A 17,852-nucleotide genomic window follows, 5' to 3' on the forward strand; every position below is an offset into this window, starting at 1 on the left:
TTTAAAAACACGAACGATGATGCCCTTTTTCCAGGTATACTGCGAGGTCAACTCTAGTATTGTAAACTTATAGTTTTTAAAAACTTATCCCTGTAAATTAAATTTCTAGAACAGTTTATCATCAGAAATGCAAAAGTTTTTAAAAATTGGCATGAGTAAAAGCACGTCTGATCTGAGTAATGATATTGCTAGCGAGCACCTGAACAGGGAGAACGAGGATAAACAGGTACTTGCTTTACTGCTTGATAAAGCTATTGGAAAAAAGGATCAGGTTCTTGTCCAAAAAACTGAAATGGGTGGAAGCGAGGCTTATATAGGCTCTACTACCCTAGAATGGTTTGCTGGTAGAGTTCGCTTTGCTTCTGCTTTACCCTTACTACAGCAAAAGTACAACTCACAAACAGACAACGTCGAGATTGACGCAGAAAGTATTGATGAAATTCAACAACGCCCACTGGATTGGTCTCGCCAACTACCATTAGCACAATATTTAGCAGTTCGCAAGAACCATAAGTTTCCGCCTGTTTTGGTAGTAATTAATCAACCATGGGTAGACAATCCTAAAGCTCCTGAGTGGGATGAGAAGGGGAGAGCAACAAAATCTACTACTGAATTTACCCCTCTGGATAAAGATGGGAACCTAGGTCTACTCAATCTTTGTGAGGAAAATGTAACAATTTATGCACTGGATGGTCAACACCGACTGATGGGAGTCCAGGGATTGATGGAATTGCTCAAAACAGGCGAACTTCAGCGATATAAAAAGGATAAATCTCCTGATGACACACTCATTACTGTATCATCCTTGATAGAGCATTACCAACTACAGCCTGCTTACTTAGAAAGCTTGCCAAAAGAAAAAATTGGTATTGAGTTTATTTGCGCAGTGGCAGCGGGAGAAACTCGAACTGAAGCGAGGCGACGAGTCAGATCCATTTTTGTTCATGTTAACCTTATGGCTGCACCTTTAACTAAAGGTCAAATAGTGCAGCTAAATGAGGATGATGGCTTTTCAATCGTCGCAAGAAAAATCGCTACAACTGATCCGCTTTTCGAACAGCGTCCTGAGCGTCATCCTCGTGTTAATTGGAATAGTGGGACGATCGCATCAAAATCAACAGTTTTGACAACTTTGCAAGCTCTCAAAGAAATGTCTGAGAGATACCTGGGGCAAAAATTTACTCACTGGAAACCTTTGGAAAAAGGTTTAATTCCTCTGCGCCCAGAAGATGAAGAACTAGAAGACGGAATTCAAGAATTTCACAAACTCTTTAATTATTTATCAACCTTACCAAGTTACAAAGTTCTCGATTACGACGATACGCCCATATTGCGGCGCTTCAGTTTTGAAAAGGATGGTGGTGAGGGAAATATGCTGTTCCGTCCTGTTGGGCAAGTTGCATTAGCTCAAGCTCTCGGCACCTTGGTATTTAAAAAAGGCTTCTCCCTAGATGACATTTTCAAGAAGCTTTATAAGTTTGATCAACAAGGGGGTTTTAGTGGAATGGAGTACCCCAAATCTTTATGGTATGGCGTTTTGTATGATCCAAACAAAAAACGGATACAGGTTGCTGGACGGGATCTGGCAACAAGGTTATTAATTTATATTTTGGGTGGTATTCAAGATAACATGGAACGTGCCCAACTACGTAAGGATTTAGCCACAGCCAGAACTTTTGAAAATAGAACAATAAGTTTTAATGGTAACTTCGTCGAACCTCAGAAAGTAGGACTTCCTGCCATTCTGTGATTTGGGAGTGCGAGCATCTTGCTCGCTGGTTATGGTACCCTGCGGGAAGCCATTTTTGGCAAAACCCGTGCAGTATTGATACCTGTCTTAATATTGGGGCAATCATCTTTACAAGAGTAGTATCGGTGTGGTATGAATATTTTTATTATTTATACTTCGTATAAATTGGCGAAATAACAAAAATTCTGAACGACAGCTTAAGTAAGCTAGTTCTGGAGTCAATAATCTTTGTAGCTGTGATGTTATCGTAATGTTAGCAAGATGCTCACACTACCTTTAAAAAATTGGGATGCTCGCTTGTTATGGGGCTGTCACTATGATTAAGGCTGGTTCACTAGTACAGTCCCTTAACAATAATTTGGGGACAGGAAAAGTTACTCAAATACTATCTCCTGTGAATGTAAAAGTCGAGTACTTCTGCTCACTAGGAAACCGTATCCCAGAAACCTTACCACTAAATTCATTGAAGAAAGTCAAACTTCAGCCTCAGACTCGATGCTACATTTATTCAGAAACTCTTGATAGATGGATAATTGGCAGAGTTTGTGCGTGGGACGAAGAAAGGCAAAAGTATCAAATTGATCTACCTGATCGCAAAACGGCGTTTGCTACTGAGCGGGGAATTTACGTCCGTTGCAATTTACCAAGTGCAGATCCCATTGAAAGTCTAGCAATGAAGGGTCAAGAAACGCCATACTTCCACGACAGAAGATTAGCGCTACACAAATGCTTTATTAGACAAAGATCGGTTAGTTGCGGGATGACTGGACTGATTTCGGCGAACATTAACCTTTTCCCTCACCAAGTGGAAGTGGTTCGGCGGGTACTGGAAGATCCAATTCAACGCTACTTGTTAGCAGATGAGGTAGGGCTGGGAAAAACTATTGAGGCTGGTGCTATTCTTCGTCAATACCTCTTGGATGAACCTTCCGGACTTGCGGTGGTGATAGTTCCGCAGTATTTAGTGGCGCAATGGGTAAGCGAGTTGGAAAACAAATTTTACATTTCCCATTTTCCAGATAGGGTGAAAGTACTCGCTGTTGAGGATGTGAATCAAATTAGCCAGAATTCTGATTTGGGCTTTCTAATTTTAGATGAAGCCCACAACATTGCAGCAATGGCATCGTCTTCTGAATCATTAAAGCGCAAGTGTTTTCAATATTGCAGAGACTTAGCCCATAAAAGCGATCGCTTACTTCTACTCTCTGCTACACCAGTGCTTAACCAAGAGCAGGATTTTCTCGCAATGCTTCACCTGCTTGATCCGACAACCTATCAGCTAAACGATTTAGCAGGTTTTCGTCATAGGGTGGAAACAAGACAAGACATTGGTAGAATATTGCTCTCTTTTAAAGAAGGCGCAAACCCCTTCGTTCTCAGAACTAACCTCGGAAAACTTCGTAGCCTATTTGCTGAGGATCAATATTTACTTGAACAAGCAGACGAATTGCAAAATTGTTTGCAAGCAAATGCCCAAGACAGAGATAAAATTGTCAGAGCAATCCGCACTCACATCAGTGATATCTATCGGCTTCACCGTCGAATGCTCCGCAATCGTCGCGCTTCAGTAGAAAATGTAATTTTTGATCGCAATATTACACCTAAAGTAGAATATGACTTAGATGAGCGATCGCTTGATATCCACGAACTCATTGACGAATGGCGTACTGTCGCCCCGAACGAGGAGCCGTATCAACGAATTTTTTTGCTGTTATTCTTGGCGGCGGGTACCTGGCTGGGTATTTTAGAACAGGTGGTTACCGCACGTTTAAGCAGTAACCCCCATTCTCAAATCATATTGGAGTTTGGCGAAGATGATGCTCATATCTTGACTGCAACTCCTAAATTCTCAGAGGAAGAAGAGATTCTGCAATCTTTGCTGAGAATTATCCGCCAACCTGTAGAAGACGGAGAGCGTACGGAACAGTTGAGAACAGTGCTGTTGAATCAGCTAGCTGTGTACTTCAAAATCCCGAGCGCAGTTCGGAGAAATAAAAATGAATTACTAGCAAGGATACAGCAGAGAATCCGTAGACCAATTCCTGGCGATAGGTTGCCAAAATTTCTGGTATTTAGCAATTTTGTGCAAACTTGTTCCAAAATCGTGCAGTCTTTATCTGATATCTTCGGGGAAAGAAGCTTAGCTAGCCATCAATGCGGGGAATCGCGAGAAAAGGTTGAGGAAAGCATAAGTAGGTTCAAGGATGACCCAAATTGCTTTATTCTAGTATGCGATCGCTCTGGGGAAGAAGGACGTAATCTCCAGTTTGCTGACTGGTTAATTCACTTTGACCTTCCTTGGTCACCTAATAAATTAGAGCAAAGAATCGGACGAATTGACCGGATTGGCAGCAAAATTCAAGTTGAATCCTGTGTCTTCGTTGGTCCATATTTAGACGACAGCCCCCACAACGCTTGGTATACAATCCTGAAGGATGGATTTGGTATTTTCCAGCAATCAATTGCGAGTCTACAATTCTATGTGGATGAGAAACTTACAGAATTAGAAACAGCTTTATTTCAATCGAGTGCGGCTGGACTGTCGGAGATGATTAAGCCAATTCAGTCAGAAATTCAAGCTGAAATAGTAAAAATTAGTGAACAGAACGCTTTAGATGAAATTGATGCTAGTGATGAAGTTGCAACACAGTATTTTCAAGAATTAGATAATTATGATGCTTGTCATCTAGAAATTGAAGGAGCAATTGAAGCTTGGGTTTGTGATGCGCTGAGATTTAAACAAATCAATAACCCAAATTTATTAGAAGCACGACGTTATCAACCCACCACCCATACCTTAGTTCCTGTGGATGATTTGACAACTCGCTTTTCCAACAGTCACATAAACCATTTTGGTACTTATAACCGTAGGGTAGCAAACCAAAATTCTGGGATTAAACTCTTTCGCATAGGGGAAGGATTTGTAGAAGCACTGTTAAGTTATATAAACTGGGATGATCGAGGACAAGCCTTTGCAATGTGGCGTACAGATACGTCTTGGGATGCAGGCGAAGCAATGGAATGGTTTGGCTTCAGATGCAATTATGTAATCGAGACAGATTTAGAAATTGCCAAACAAGTTTTAAGAGATTACAACCTAGATAATTCTAAATATAAAATATTACAACGACGTGCCGATGCTTTATTTCCCCCAATTCTCGAAACAATATTTATTGATACTCGTCATGAGCCAATAAGTCTTGTTGAAGATGAAGATATTTTACGGATATTGCGACGTCCATATAATAAAACTAGCAATCAAAACCGAGATTATAATTTGGCAAAGGAAAGCTTAGGAATTATTGACAATTTTGTAAGCCCTAGTGAATGGCAACAATTTTGCTATCACGCCAGTCACACCTCTCGGGAATTACTCTCTAATCGCCCCGATTTTCTCTCATCGTGCTCCCGATGGTCTAAGCTTGCTGAACAGAAATTAGGCACTAGAGTAGAACAATTACAACTGCGCCTGAACCGACAAAGCTGGGATCGTACGCTTATTGAAGAATTGGAGATAGAACGTGCTCTAAGTGCAGCCATTTTAGAGGGAATTCAAAAGCCGCTCCTTAAACTTGATTCTGTCGGGTTCATTATTGTATCTGGGCGATCGCCTAACACTCAGTGGACAGGAGATGATCCATGACTGACTCCTTTGCAGAACTCAGAGAGATTCTAGAAACAGGTAATATCCCTGGGGATATGAGCCATTTTTTAGAACCTTTCCAAAGGCGTTTACTCAATGCACTGCATGACTCACCGAAGTCAGGCGATATTGCCTCTCTTTTGCGCGATGTGCTACGACGGGAAGATGAAAAACAAGGAGCAAGATCCCAAACTCTGCTTAGGGTTCAAAAGAGATCTCCTTTTCCTGAGGGGAATATCTGGAAGCAAGCTGGCATAAGTTTGCTAGCAGAGGAGCCAAATCATTATCTGATTAGCGCAAATCCTTGGCAACCAGAATGGCTAGATTTTAGCAGTAAGTATCCTCCAGAGGTTCCTCTATATAAACAAGAGAACCGCCGTAGTTATGAACCAGTCATAGGCGATCCATTTCTGGAACTTGTCGAGCTAAAGACATACCGTAGTATCGGACAACGAGAGGCAATTCGTGCGATTCTAACTGCTCCTCCTAAGTCAACTTTAACAGTGAATTTACCCACTGGTTCAGGTAAAAGCCTTTGTGCTCAACTTCCTGCACTCTCGGAATCTCAAATTGCTGGGGTTAGTATTGTAGTTGTGCCGACAACATCACTAGCAATTGATCAAGAGCGGGCATTGAGACCATTGATCAAACATGATACAGCATATTACAGTGATAAATCCTTACAAGGACACAACAAAAGAGAAGAAATTCGTCGGCGCATCCGTGCAGGAACACAAAGGATTATATTCACTTCCCCAGAAAGTCTGATAGAGTCCCTAGCATCATCTCTTTATGAAGCCGCAAATTTGGGTTTGCTGCGCTATTTCATAATTGACGAAGCTCATATAGTTGAACAGTGGGGTGATGATTTTCGGACTGCATTTCAAGAACTTTCAGGTATACGAAGAGATTTATTACGTAGAACTCCCTTTACAACATTATTACTAACTGCAACTTTAACAGCATCTTGTTTAGATACTCTAGAAACATTATTTGGAAGCCCAGGAGAATTTCAAGTTATATCCGCAGTACAGCTGCGCCCAGAACCAGGGTACTGGTTTGCTTATTGTGAAAATGAAGAAATCAGAAAGCAACGTCTCATAGAGGCAGTTTATCACCTACCGCGTCCACTGATTATTTATTGCACAAAAGTTAGCGATGTGAAAGATTGGGCGAGAGAATTACGTCGTGCTGGATTCAAGAGATATGACGTGATGACTGGTGAATCAACTCCCGAACAGAGATTACAACTCATTCAAAATTGGCGAGAAGGAAAAGTTGATATAGTTATTGCCACGTCCGCTTTTGGACTAGGTGTGGATCAGTCAGACGTCCGAACAATTATTCATGTTTGTATTCCTGAAAATATTGACCGTTTTTACCAAGAAGTTGGTCGAAGTGGCAGAGATGGTAAAGCATCGATATCGCTGACGTTATATACACGTGGGGATCTAGACGTAGCCAAAGGAATTAATGAAAAATCAACAATCACCATCGAGCGAGGTATTCAGCGATGGCAAAGTATGTTTAACAGAAAAATATCAGTACCAGGAAAAGGATTTCGCTTGCCTATAAATATACCTCCTTCTTTCCGAGAAGGAGATATAGATATGAATAGTACACAAAATACAGCTTGGAACATCCACACCCTCATCTTAATGAGCCGGGCAGGTTTAATTGAAATGGATTCGGAAGAACCCCCAAGAAGGAAAGACTTTGAATCCCAATCTGAAGAAGCTTACTCTAAAGCATTAGAAAATTATCGAAATTCTCGACTGATTCACATCCGTAATGAATACCATCTCAAGCCAGAAATTTGGGAATCTCTAGTGGAACCAATTCGCAAAGAACGTCAAAAATGGAGTCAGAAAAACTTACAATTAATGACAGAAGCTTTACGGACAAAGCGTTGTATTTCAGAAATCTTTGCTGAAGCTTACACAATTAGTGAAAGCTACTCAGGAAATACTCGTCCAGTGAAGGTGTCTCGTGCTTGTGGTGGATGTCCTGTTTGTAGAAAAAATGGAGTCACACCTTTTCCAGGAATTATGCCCATTTCAAAACCAGTTTGGCATGAAACAAAATTATTTTTAGGGACAGAACTTCAACGCCTATTTGCTGGAGATAATTTAATGCTTATTTTTTACGAATCCCTTCAACAATTAAGTAAGATGCAAAGAGGTAGGAAATTATTTAAATGGTTAATAGACCAGGGTATGAAGAATATTGTCATTCCCTTAGAACAACAACAATTTATTCAAGAAGTGCGTAGAATACAGAATACTTTCTTTTTTTTATTTGAAAATTACGAACCGATTCAAATGCCACATATCCCTACTCTAATTTTTCATCCTCCCGGAAGATCCTTACCCTATCGATATTTATCAAATAACAATATACAACGTATTATTCTCGTGCCTGTAAATACATTAGATCCAAATAGAGAAGATCGCCTACTAATAAATATTTTCTCAGGACGGCAATTTAAATTTGACACCTTCTGCACGGAGATTAGTATATGAGTGTTTTAAAAGAACCTGTAGCAACACCCAGCAGAGTTAGGGGCATTTTTAGATACTTACTGCAAACGAAAGAAAAACGAGAAAAAGAAGAAGTGCTAAAAAAGATTCTCTCTCCCGATAAACTGCTAAAAAATGCAACTTCTCCACGTCTTATGCTTAATGACACAATCAACGAAGTTCTTAAAGCACGTCTTTTAATAAGAGAGGATGAGGAAATAGCAATCAACCCAGATTTACCAGAGAACTCTCAAAATCCTCAATTGGGCGATAAGCTTTTACCTGATACTCTCGCAGAACTATTTTTTGCGTCTGGAAACGAAGATGAAGAAGACTTTGGTCGTGCTTGCGCTTGGTATTTAGCACAGGAAATTTATGAGGCACCAGGAAGCTGGGAAGAAGTAGAAAAACAAGTACATAAGCAGAACGTTGGTCATTTTTTAAAAATGTCAAATAACGCCCTTTATGGTCAAATGGATGACTGGATGTGTTATATGGGTTTTGCGTGGGGACATTCACTAGGAGGAAAAAGAGTAACTGTTCCTGATCCTACTGCTTATCTTAAACGTAATCTCCAGCATTTGTTTAATCAAGAGCAAGAAATTTTAATGAAAGATTTCATAACTCGTTTGGGACAGAAATGTCCTTTGTTTGAAACAGGTAGATTTAGAGAAGAAGTTGAAGCAGAAATTGGTCGTCGTCAACCTAATTATCTTTCCACTAGCACAGCTTTTGCCTTATTTAGACTTCAAGATGAAGAATATATAAAACTGGAGAGAAAATCGGATGCGGACTTGATGATTTTACCTGGAGTGAATAATCAAGTTGATGACAACGGGCGCATTTCTCATATTACCTGGCTAGGAGAAAGATCATGACTTTTCAAAAATTTGTTTGTTGGGATACTGACATGGTTCGGCGGGTAATGGATGTAGAAGCTACCCAACCTGCAAATCATCTGTTTTTAGCAACCCATTACCCAGTCGCAATGTACCGCCAGGAATTGATTAAGGCATCATCACGGGTTGAATATGACGAGCAGAAGTTTCTTATAGATTTTATTGCTGAAAAAGATTTTGCTTTTGTGCCTGTTTTAGGTGGTTCTGGAACAGGAAAATCTCACCTCATTCGTTGGTTAGCGGCTAATATCAAATCTACGCCTCAGCGTAAGGTGTTGCTTATTCCGAAAATCGGAACCAATTTAAAGGATATTATCAGCCTGATTCTTGAAGGAATAGAGGGTGAAAGGTTTGATGAATATCGTCAACGTGTAAATCGAGCAACTAATACGTTAAGTGAAACTCAAGCTCGTGTACAACTACTTAACCAATTAGCAGCAGCAGTTGGTGATAATGGTAAGCGCGATCGCTCTAAACTCACTGATGAGCAAAATTATTTAGTTGACGAACTTGACTCTTTATTATATGATCCGTTTTTTCGAGAACATTGGCTTAGAGATGAGGGTATTATTCATCGCTTGGTTATCCATATTTTAGGGTATCAAGATAAGGTAGAAATTATTGAGGAACGACGTCAATTTTCACTAGATGACTTACCTCTTGATGTGTTGAGTTTGCAAAAAGCTGGCACAAAAGCTCGAGAGTTCTACGCGTTTCTCATCGCTAATCATGATTTTCAAAAAACCGCTGTCAACTGGTTAAACCAGCATTTAGATGAAGCTATCACCCAAGTATTGAATTTAGGTAGGGAAGATTTACAAAGGTTAATGCGGGAAGTGCGTGAAACTTTGGCAGAACAAGGTATTGAGTTAGTTTTACTAATAGAAGATTTTGCTAAGTTGCAGGGTATCGATAGAGAAGTATTGGAAGCAGTTCTTGCACGCCCTCAGCAGCCAGGAAGCAAATCCCTGTGCGCTATCCGCACAGCACTGGCTTGTACGACAGGTTATTTTGAAAGTTTAATTGATACAGTAAAACAACGTGTTACTTTCAACGTCAATCTAGATATTGGTACGGTTGGCGAACAATCTTTAATGACTAAGGCTGACATCCAAGCATTTGTTGCTAGATATTTAAATGCTGTGCGCTTAGAAGAACAAATGATTGAGAATTGGGTAAACTCCGACAATCAAGAGGAAGATTATCAAGGGGAACCTCTCACAAGTGCTTGTAACGAATGTGAAAATCGCTTAGCTTGTCATACAGGATTCGGCAATATGAATGGGGTAGGGTTTTACCCGTTCACGCCAAAGGCTTTAGAACAGATGTTTAGTCGAGTCAACCCGGGCAATTTTAACCCACGAATTTTAATTAAAGATGTTCTTAAGTACACCTTAGAAAATTCTGTTGAGGATATTAAAAACGGCCAATTTCCTTCAACTGCTCTGCGACAACATTTTGGTAAAATGAGACTAACTGCTAAACTACAGTTAGATATTAAAGCTAAAGACTCACAAAACTTTGAGCGTCGTGAAACACTCTTAGATCTTTGGACTGATGGTAATGAACTTTGGGATCTCCGCACAGAAATTCATACAGCTTTTGATTTACCTCCCTTAGGAGTTAAGATTCACGAGACGGAAATTTCACAAAAGCCACCAGCAAATGGCACCGCGCCGCCTGGCTCAGGTAATGGAAATCAACCAGAATCCTACACAAATCCTCAAGTAAAACAACTGCCGGATACACTGACAGCAAAACTCAAAAATCTCGACGGTTGGAACAATCAAGAAATCCTTCCCGACTCGATTGCTAAAGATATTCGTGAGTTTATTTTTCCAGCTATAGCGCAGAGAATTGAATGGGATACAGAAATGCTGCTGAAGAGTACTTTTGCGGGTAGTGGTAAACTGTTTCAGCAAAGAAATATTATTTTCCACAATCCAAAGGTTAAAAGAGGGACTTATTCTGGGTTTGTTTTATCACTCCCCCTCAACCCGAACGACTCTAATGAGTTTAAAGAAACTGCATTTACTTTTCAAGGTATTTTATTATATAGTCACCACAAGAACTGGAAGTTCCCCGATGGCGATCGCTATTTTCGTACCTACACTAGGTATTTGGAACGGTGGAGCCAATACGTCTTAGAGCAAATTCGTCTTTATCCCCGTGAATCTGGAGAACCTTGGAACCCTGTACCAGCAACGGTGGAGTTACTGGCGATCGCGGCGACAATGGCGGGACATTCTACCAATACGCTCGAAAATGTTATTAATGCTTTGTTTCTTGGCTTAGATAATAAAGAAGATTTAAATCGTGCCTCAAGCTGGAAAAAGCTATTTGATTCTTTCAAGAAAAATCGAGAAGCACTATTAGAAATTGTCAAAAGTAGAATTCCTTGCACTAAAGGTAGTAATTCGACATTCCAGGTTATTGACGCAGTTCAAATTATAGAACCTTTAAAACAAGTTCTTAAATCGTGGCAACCTCAATACAAAATTCCGGAAGATATCCGCGATAATTTTGCAGAATTATATAAGGTACGTCAACAGGTAGATGAACTCCTAAAAAAAGCGATTCAGGAAGAGTGTGATCGTCAACTTACTTTGTATCATTCCCTGGTTTCTGAGTTAGGGGAAGATATTAAGAAAAAGGATATCATTAATATTGTGCAACAGTCAATGCAAGCAGCAAGAAACGCTGCTGTATTTCGTGGAGTAAAGAGCTTTGATGAACTGAATCTACTTTTAGAAAAGTTTGAGAAAACTAACTTTTCTAGTTACATAGATACAATGAAGCGTTTACAAAAAGAGAGAGAAAACTCAGATAAGGAAACAGGAAAATTGCTTCAGTATTTGAGCGAAAATTATCAAAAAGCTATGTCATTTACTTCAGAATTTGTCACAAGCACAAGGAATTTTGCTGATGCTTCTCTCACCGCAGTAGACAAAGAGATTGAAGCGCTAGAAAAATCTGGTGGTGCAACAGTCGAATTAAGTCACCAAATAATTCAGGATGGGTTAGTCGAATTGTGTAGCTTGCTAACTCAGATTAAAGAGGAAACCAACTTATAATTAAGTAGTTAAAATCAATGTTTTACCTAACTCGAGATTCAGAAATTCAAGCAGCTATCAACGAAATAGCATCCTGTTCAATACTCTGGTTAGATACAGAAGTTGCTGACTGTTTTACGCCATTTCAACAATTATCTTTAATTCAGGTTTTGTCAGATCCTAATGATTTAACCGGCGAAAGCGTTTATCTATTAGATGTGTTTAACCAGCCTGATATAGTAGAATATTTTATTGCTCAAATTATGAGAAATGCCAATATTGAAAAGATATTTCACAACTCTAATTTTGACCTCAAATATTTAGGGGGTACTCAGGCGCAGAATATCACCTGTACCCTTAAAATGGCAAGAAAAATATCACGCTATTCTCTAGGAACATCAGATTTAAAACTGAAAACTTTAGCCAGAGAGCTTTGCAATTTTACTGATGTAGATTCAGAGGAAGGAACAAGTGATTGGGGAAGACGACCTCTGATCCAAAAACAGCTAAACTATGCGAAAATGGATACTGTTTATTTAGCTCAAGTACATCTGTCTTTAAAGAATAAGGTACCAAATAAACAATTACCTTTAGTCTATGAAAGCGTAGAAAACTTGGACAACAGCGACGAGTTAAATTTTTCAACAGAAACAGAAAATATGGTTAATCGTTCTTCTGATTCTGCATCAAAATCTTTAAAAGAAAAATGTCAAGAACTTATTGATTTATCTCAAAGAAAAATTAATTTAAAAAAGTACGCGGATCAGCTTGAAGGCTTTACAGCAAGACAAAAAATAATTACTAACTCTACTCGAGAAATTCAACCCCTTGTTATTGCTTTGAAAATTTTTAGTCAGAAAGGTATTATTAATCTTGATTTGAATCAAAAAGTAGATATTTTATTAAATTCTATTAGCTTTATCCAAGACAATTTTCGAAAAAATCCTGAGTGGATTCTTGATAATAATAATTTTAAAGCCAATACTTTTAATTCCAGGATAGATACGCTAAAAAATAGCATCAAACAAGACTTATCTCTAGCTTGGAAAAATTATCTTAAGGAGCATTTACCCACCATCAACAGGGAAATGTTAGATATTTTTGGTAAATTGGAGTCACTTAAACCAACTATTGATAAAATATACGCATTAAATAAACGAATACAAGAAATTGAATTTCCCAAAAACGTTGACGAATTTGACGAAGTAGATAGATTAATCGGGCAATTAAAGCAATTGTTAGATAGCCTTAGTTCTGACAAAATACCCGAAGATGTACAAAAATTTCTCAAAATTGCTGCTAATCAAGGAGCAACTATTGATCTCCTAACTACCGAAGTGAAAGAATGGCTAATTGAGCATAGACTTGATAAGTCATTACGAATTCGATTGAGTTAAAAGATTCTTTAATTACCAAAAAATCCATATTGAGCGAGAATGAATGAAATTTTCCCAGACAGCATTATTCAAGAATTTCTAAATATATTAGAAGGAAAAGAGGTAAAACTCTTAACCTGGGGAATTGTTGATGGGGGATTTACAGAAGAAGAAATTGATGAAATCGCCCAGGAATTCGTGATTAATAATGAGGTTGATATCGATGGCGATTTGATAAATGAAATGCTAGAAAGGCGATTGCTATTTGAATTTAATCTCAAAGGACGTCGCCTTTTTCGTACCCGAATGGCAGAATCGGTAAGATTATTTGCGCGACTTCGTCAACTCTTTCCTAACAGGAATTGGCAAACTGCCCCTACTCTAGTAGCTGATTACCGCTTGCAAATCAGTCCAAGAATTTACCCAAAGAGGAAAATTACGCCAGAAAAAATAATTCAACACCTAGAGGCAGACAAACTGCTAACCCCCATCCGACAACAAGCTGTTGCAGCTATACTGAATTCACCTTCGCGTGGTGAAGTTCAACTTGCAGATTTCCAGCTTCGTGCCACACGTCAGATGCTACGAGATCTAAATAGTGGCAAAAGTCGGGGAATGATTGTTTGTGCTGGAACTGGAACGGGAAAAACTTTGGCATTTTACTTGCCCGCCCTGGCGCATATTGCGAATTTGGTAAAAAAGGATGAATATTGGAGCAAGGGAATTGCCATTTATCCCCGAAATGAACTTCTTAAAGACCAATTTTCTGAAACTTATCAGGAAGCACGCCGCCTTGATATTGTCCTCCAGAAAGAAGGTAAGCATAAAATTATCATTGGTGCGTTTTTTGGTCTAACTCCTAGAAGCGCAGTTTTAGATCAGGTACAAGATAAATGGGAAGCTGACGGTGGTGGGTTTACTTGCCCTTACCTACGGTGTCCCAGATGCGAAGGTTCTCTATACTGGCTACGGGCAGATGTGGAAGCAAGTAAAGAGAAACTTTCTTGTCTCAAACCTTCCTGTGGTGCTGTTATTCCAGAAGACGAGGTAATTCTCACACGCGATCGCATGGCGAAAACTCCCCCAGATCTGGTTTTTACAACCACAGAAATGTTAAACCGTTCTATGGGTGACTCTCGCTATGCTCATATCTTTGGCATAGCAGCAGCAAAAACTCCCCAAATAGTCTTGCTAGATGAGGTGCATACCTATACGGGTGTACACGGGGCACAAGTGGCTTACTTGTTGCGACGTTGGCAGAGAATAATCGAGAAAAAAGTTCATTTTACTGGACTTTCAGCAACACTAGAAAGCGCAGCGGAGTTTTTCAGTGAACTTACAGGCTTAAAGCTTAATTCAATCGAAGAAATTTTTCCTGTTGAAGACAAAATTGCTGAGGGCATGGAGTATCAACTAGTTCTCAGAGGAGATCCAGTCTCGGGAACAAGTCTATTATCCACAAGTATCCAATCGGCAATGCTACTGCGGCGCATACTCGATCCATCTGATAGACCCCCGAGTAAAGGTTTCTATGGTTCCCGTGTTTTCGCTTTCACAGATGACTTAGATGTTACCAATCGCTTATTCCACAACCTTTTAGACGCCGAAGGGCGGGATAGTTGGAGTCGTCCTTTGCGCTGGCGATCGCCATTAGCAGCTTTGCGGATACATAGCGCTGCCGACGGCGGAGAACGGCTTATTGCTGGTCAATCTTGGCTTTTATGCGAAGAAATCGGTCATGGGCTAGCATCACCTTTGATGATTGGTCGCACCAGTTCCCAAGATACCGGAGTTACCCCAAATTCAGATGTGATTGTTGCTACTGCCTCCCTGGAAGTAGGATTTAACGATCCAGAAGTTGGAGGTATTATACAGCACAAAGCACCACGAGATATGGCGTCGTTTCTTCAGCGTAAAGGACGGGCAGGACGACGCAGAATTATGCGACCTTGGACAGTGGTAGTGCTTTCTGATTATGGACGCGATCGCATTGCCTATCAAGGCTACGATATGCTGTTTAACCCTATTTTGCAAAAGCGTTCTTTACCCATAGCCAACCGTTATGTCATCCGCATTCAAGCCGTTTTCGCCTTTATGGACTGGGTGGCGCAGCAATTAATCACTACTAACAAAGGAACTGTTTGGAATGACTTTGCTTTTTCTACTTCATATAATCTCAACCGCCAGCAACAAGAAATAGCACTGATCCGCAAAATCCTCGAAACAGCGCAGGGAGAACAAAAGTTAGAAGCTTATTTGCAATCAGCATTACACCTTACTAGAGATCAAGTCCAGGCAATTCTCTGGGAACCACCAAGATCATTGATGATGGCGGTGCTTCCAACTTTGCTGCGTCGTCTTTCCTCTCGTTGGCAGCGATTTTCCGATCAAAATGAATCAGAACAGGATTACCACACCAACGATCCATTCCCTGATTTCGTTCCCCCAAACTTATTTAGTGATCTTCTATTACCTGAAGTTAGGATTACTACGCCGCCACAGACACGCCACAGTGATCCAAATGTTAACTCCATGCCTATCATCCAAGCCCTAAGAACCTTTGCCCCAGGTAGATGTACACGGCGCTTTGGGGTGGAGCATATTCATGCAACACACTGGGTTGCCCCGCCAAACTTGGGACAAACAGAACAGCAGCTATCAGTCGAAGACTACTGTACCGAAACTGAAGAGATGGGAAATTTTCAGTTTTGGCAAGATGAACAGATTATCAATATTCCTACATATCGCCCTTGGGCGATTAATCCCACTCAAGTCCCACAAACAATTTCAATTACGTCCAATGCCCAACTAGAATGGCGCACTCAGATCATACAACCAGATGAGGGAACAAAACTGGATCTACCTCAAGGTTCGCCTTGGTGCAAAATCTTGACAGAAGTTTCATCCTTCACCCACACTCAACAGTCTCCAGTAGAAGTGCGGCGGTTTGCAATAGCATCCCACGCCAACATCCGCTTCCAAAATGGTCAAGAACTTGATACCACTATTCGCTTTACTCAGAGACAGGATGGTAACCCTGCTGCTGTTGGATTTGCTCAATCTGTTGACGCCCTAGTATTTCGCTTTTGTATTCCATCTAACTTCAATATCAGCCCTAGTGATCCCAACCAAAATAAAATTCGGTCATTTCGCACAGCATATTTTCGGCATCGGATATTGACAGATGCGCGATTGTGTGAATTGACAAATGTTTTTCAACGGGACTGGCTTTATCAAATATATATATCAATGCTGACTACCCGCGCCTTGGCAGATAAAATCTCCCTCTGTCAAGCTTTTGAAGTTCTTTTAAATCAAGATTTGGGTCAGGAAATGGCAAGCGTTCTGGATAATATCTTCCAGACCTTAAACGTAGAAGAAATTTTACTAGAAGAAGGTGAACCAGCACCAGACGAGAGCCAAGGACGACAAAAAGTACATGACAGGCTGTTAGCACTTTGCAGGAGAGATATAATTCAAACTATATTAAATGACCTTGCGCCTGTGCTTTGGTCAGAACCGAATGAGAAGTGGAATTCTTGGGCAGCATTACGTTTCAAAGCAACTTTGGGAGGGGCGTTACTGGATGCTTGCGGGCAGTTGTGTCCTCAGTTTGATTTGGGCGACCTGATTTTGGATATTGATCCTGGTCCAAGTTCACCAGATGCATCTACAGTTTTAGAGAGGGTAGATGAAATCTGGATTACTGAGTCTACCGTTGGCGGCGGCGGGGTGATTGAGGAAATTGTAAGGCAGTATGCAGCTGATCCTGCCAATTTTTTCCGGTTGGCGGGGAGTGCGTTAGAACCTTCAGATTTTGAGATTGTAGATTCTGAACTTACCCGGTTACTAAAGTTAACCGAAACCAGTGATAAGGTTGTTGATGCAATGAATAATGTGCGGTTGGCACAGAGATATGATGAATTGAAACAAGCAAGCGATCGCCTCCGCAAAGTTTTGTCATCTGAAGGTATTTTGGTCACACATCCCGTTATGACTGCAATTAACGCCCGGGTTTTGCGTCCTGGAAGTACCAGCCAAACCGACGAATTACTCCTAAATTTGATCCGTTTGTGGCATGAGGAAGAAGAACGGCTAGGCATTGAGATTGATGCGCGGGTTTTTGCCTATGTAGTTAGTAATGATGACCAGTTGGATAAAGCATTGTTCCATTTTGGTTTGGTTCAGCCTAATCCCTATTGGCGGTTTCAGGTGATTTATGGGCTTTTGTGGGCAAGGGGTAATATAGTACGATCTCGTGCCTTTGCTTCGTACAATCCTTTTGCTGTGCTTCCCGATGCAGATAGAGAACTTTTGCTGGACGTATTACAAATGGAAGAACGTAAAGTGCAGCTACATGATCCTAACTGGCGTGAACAGGTAGAAGAGAGTTTGAAAAGTGCAGCGTCGGTTTTGCTGTTGGCAAGTTCTGATGCGCGGGGAGATCTGAAGTCGGCGATTTTGAGTTTAGCAGTGGAACCAATAGAACTTGGGTTTTTGCAAGTTTATCCCTTGGTAGAAGGTGTGCAGTGGCATTCCCAAGGGTTTGCAGTGAGGTTGCGAGTGCGCGATGCGGTGCAGTAGTTACAATCTTCAATTTCACATAATCAGA

Annotated in this window: 7 protein-coding genes; all 7 read left to right on the plus strand. The window is 40.5% G+C overall.

The genetic code is table 11. The features are described from left to right. Positions 1–151: 151 nt before the first annotated feature. The 7 genes from G4P69_RS03275 to dpdJ all read left to right on the plus strand — a co-directional run bounded on the left by G4P69_RS03275 (position 152) and on the right by dpdJ (position 17,824). Complete coding sequence (locus tag G4P69_RS03275; RefSeq protein WP_208345814.1) at positions 152–1,750, plus strand: DGQHR domain-containing protein; 1,599 nt, start codon at positions 152–154, stop codon at positions 1,748–1,750. Positions 1,751–2,066: 316 nt separating this feature from the next. Further along, positions 2,067–5,393: a protein DpdE gene (gene dpdE, locus G4P69_RS03280; protein WP_208343852.1), complete on the plus strand. Its 3,327-nt coding sequence runs from the start codon at positions 2,067–2,069 to the stop codon at positions 5,391–5,393. Continuing rightward, on the plus strand, positions 5,390–7,915 hold the full coding sequence (gene dpdF, locus G4P69_RS03285; protein WP_208343851.1) for a protein DpdF: 2,526 nt from the start codon (positions 5,390–5,392) through the stop codon (positions 7,913–7,915). The genes dpdE and dpdF overlap by 4 nt, the downstream gene beginning before the upstream one ends. Further along, positions 7,912–8,790 (plus strand): protein DpdG, encoded by an 879-nt coding sequence (dpdG, locus tag G4P69_RS03290; protein WP_208343850.1) that lies wholly within the window; start codon positions 7,912–7,914, stop codon positions 8,788–8,790. Before dpdF ends, dpdG begins: the two co-directional genes overlap by 4 nt. Further along, positions 8,787–11,885 carry a protein DpdH gene (gene dpdH / locus G4P69_RS03295; protein WP_208343849.1) on the plus strand — a complete coding sequence of 1,033 codons (3,099 nt, stop codon included), beginning with the start codon at positions 8,787–8,789 and terminating at the stop codon, positions 11,883–11,885. Before dpdG ends, dpdH begins: the two co-directional genes overlap by 4 nt. Positions 11,886–11,902: 17 nt before the next feature. Then, complete coding sequence (locus G4P69_RS39845; protein ID WP_208343848.1) at positions 11,903–13,261, plus strand: 3'-5' exonuclease family protein; 1,359 nt, start codon at positions 11,903–11,905, stop codon at positions 13,259–13,261. A 39-nt stretch (positions 13,262–13,300) separates the two neighbouring features. Beyond that, positions 13,301–17,824 (plus strand): protein DpdJ, encoded by a 4,524-nt coding sequence (gene dpdJ / locus G4P69_RS03305; RefSeq protein ID WP_208348407.1) that lies wholly within the window; start codon positions 13,301–13,303, stop codon positions 17,822–17,824. The last annotated feature ends 28 nt before the right edge of the window (positions 17,825–17,852 follow it).

This window comes from Aetokthonos hydrillicola CCALA 1050 (assembly GCF_017591665.1).
Classification (GTDB): Bacteria; Cyanobacteriota; Cyanobacteriia; order Cyanobacteriales; family Nostocaceae; genus Aetokthonos; species Aetokthonos hydrillicola.

Bases quoted from the DNA above. Each gene is read 5' to 3' on its own strand.
- G4P69_RS03275 (WP_208345814.1), top strand. From the start codon at position 152: ATGAGTAAAAGCACGTCTGATCTGAGTAATGATATTGCTAGCGAGCAC.
- dpdE (WP_208343852.1), top strand. From the start codon at position 2,067: ATGATTAAGGCTGGTTCACTAGTACAGTCCCTTAACAATAATTTGGGG.
- dpdF (WP_208343851.1), top strand. From the start codon at position 5,390: ATGACTGACTCCTTTGCAGAACTCAGAGAGATTCTAGAAACAGGTAAT.
- dpdG (WP_208343850.1), top strand. From the start codon at position 7,912: ATGAGTGTTTTAAAAGAACCTGTAGCAACACCCAGCAGAGTTAGGGGC.
- dpdH (WP_208343849.1), top strand. From the start codon at position 8,787: ATGACTTTTCAAAAATTTGTTTGTTGGGATACTGACATGGTTCGGCGG.
- G4P69_RS39845 (WP_208343848.1), top strand. From the start codon at position 11,903: ATGTTTTACCTAACTCGAGATTCAGAAATTCAAGCAGCTATCAACGAA.
- dpdJ (WP_208348407.1), top strand. From the start codon at position 13,301: ATGAATGAAATTTTCCCAGACAGCATTATTCAAGAATTTCTAAATATA.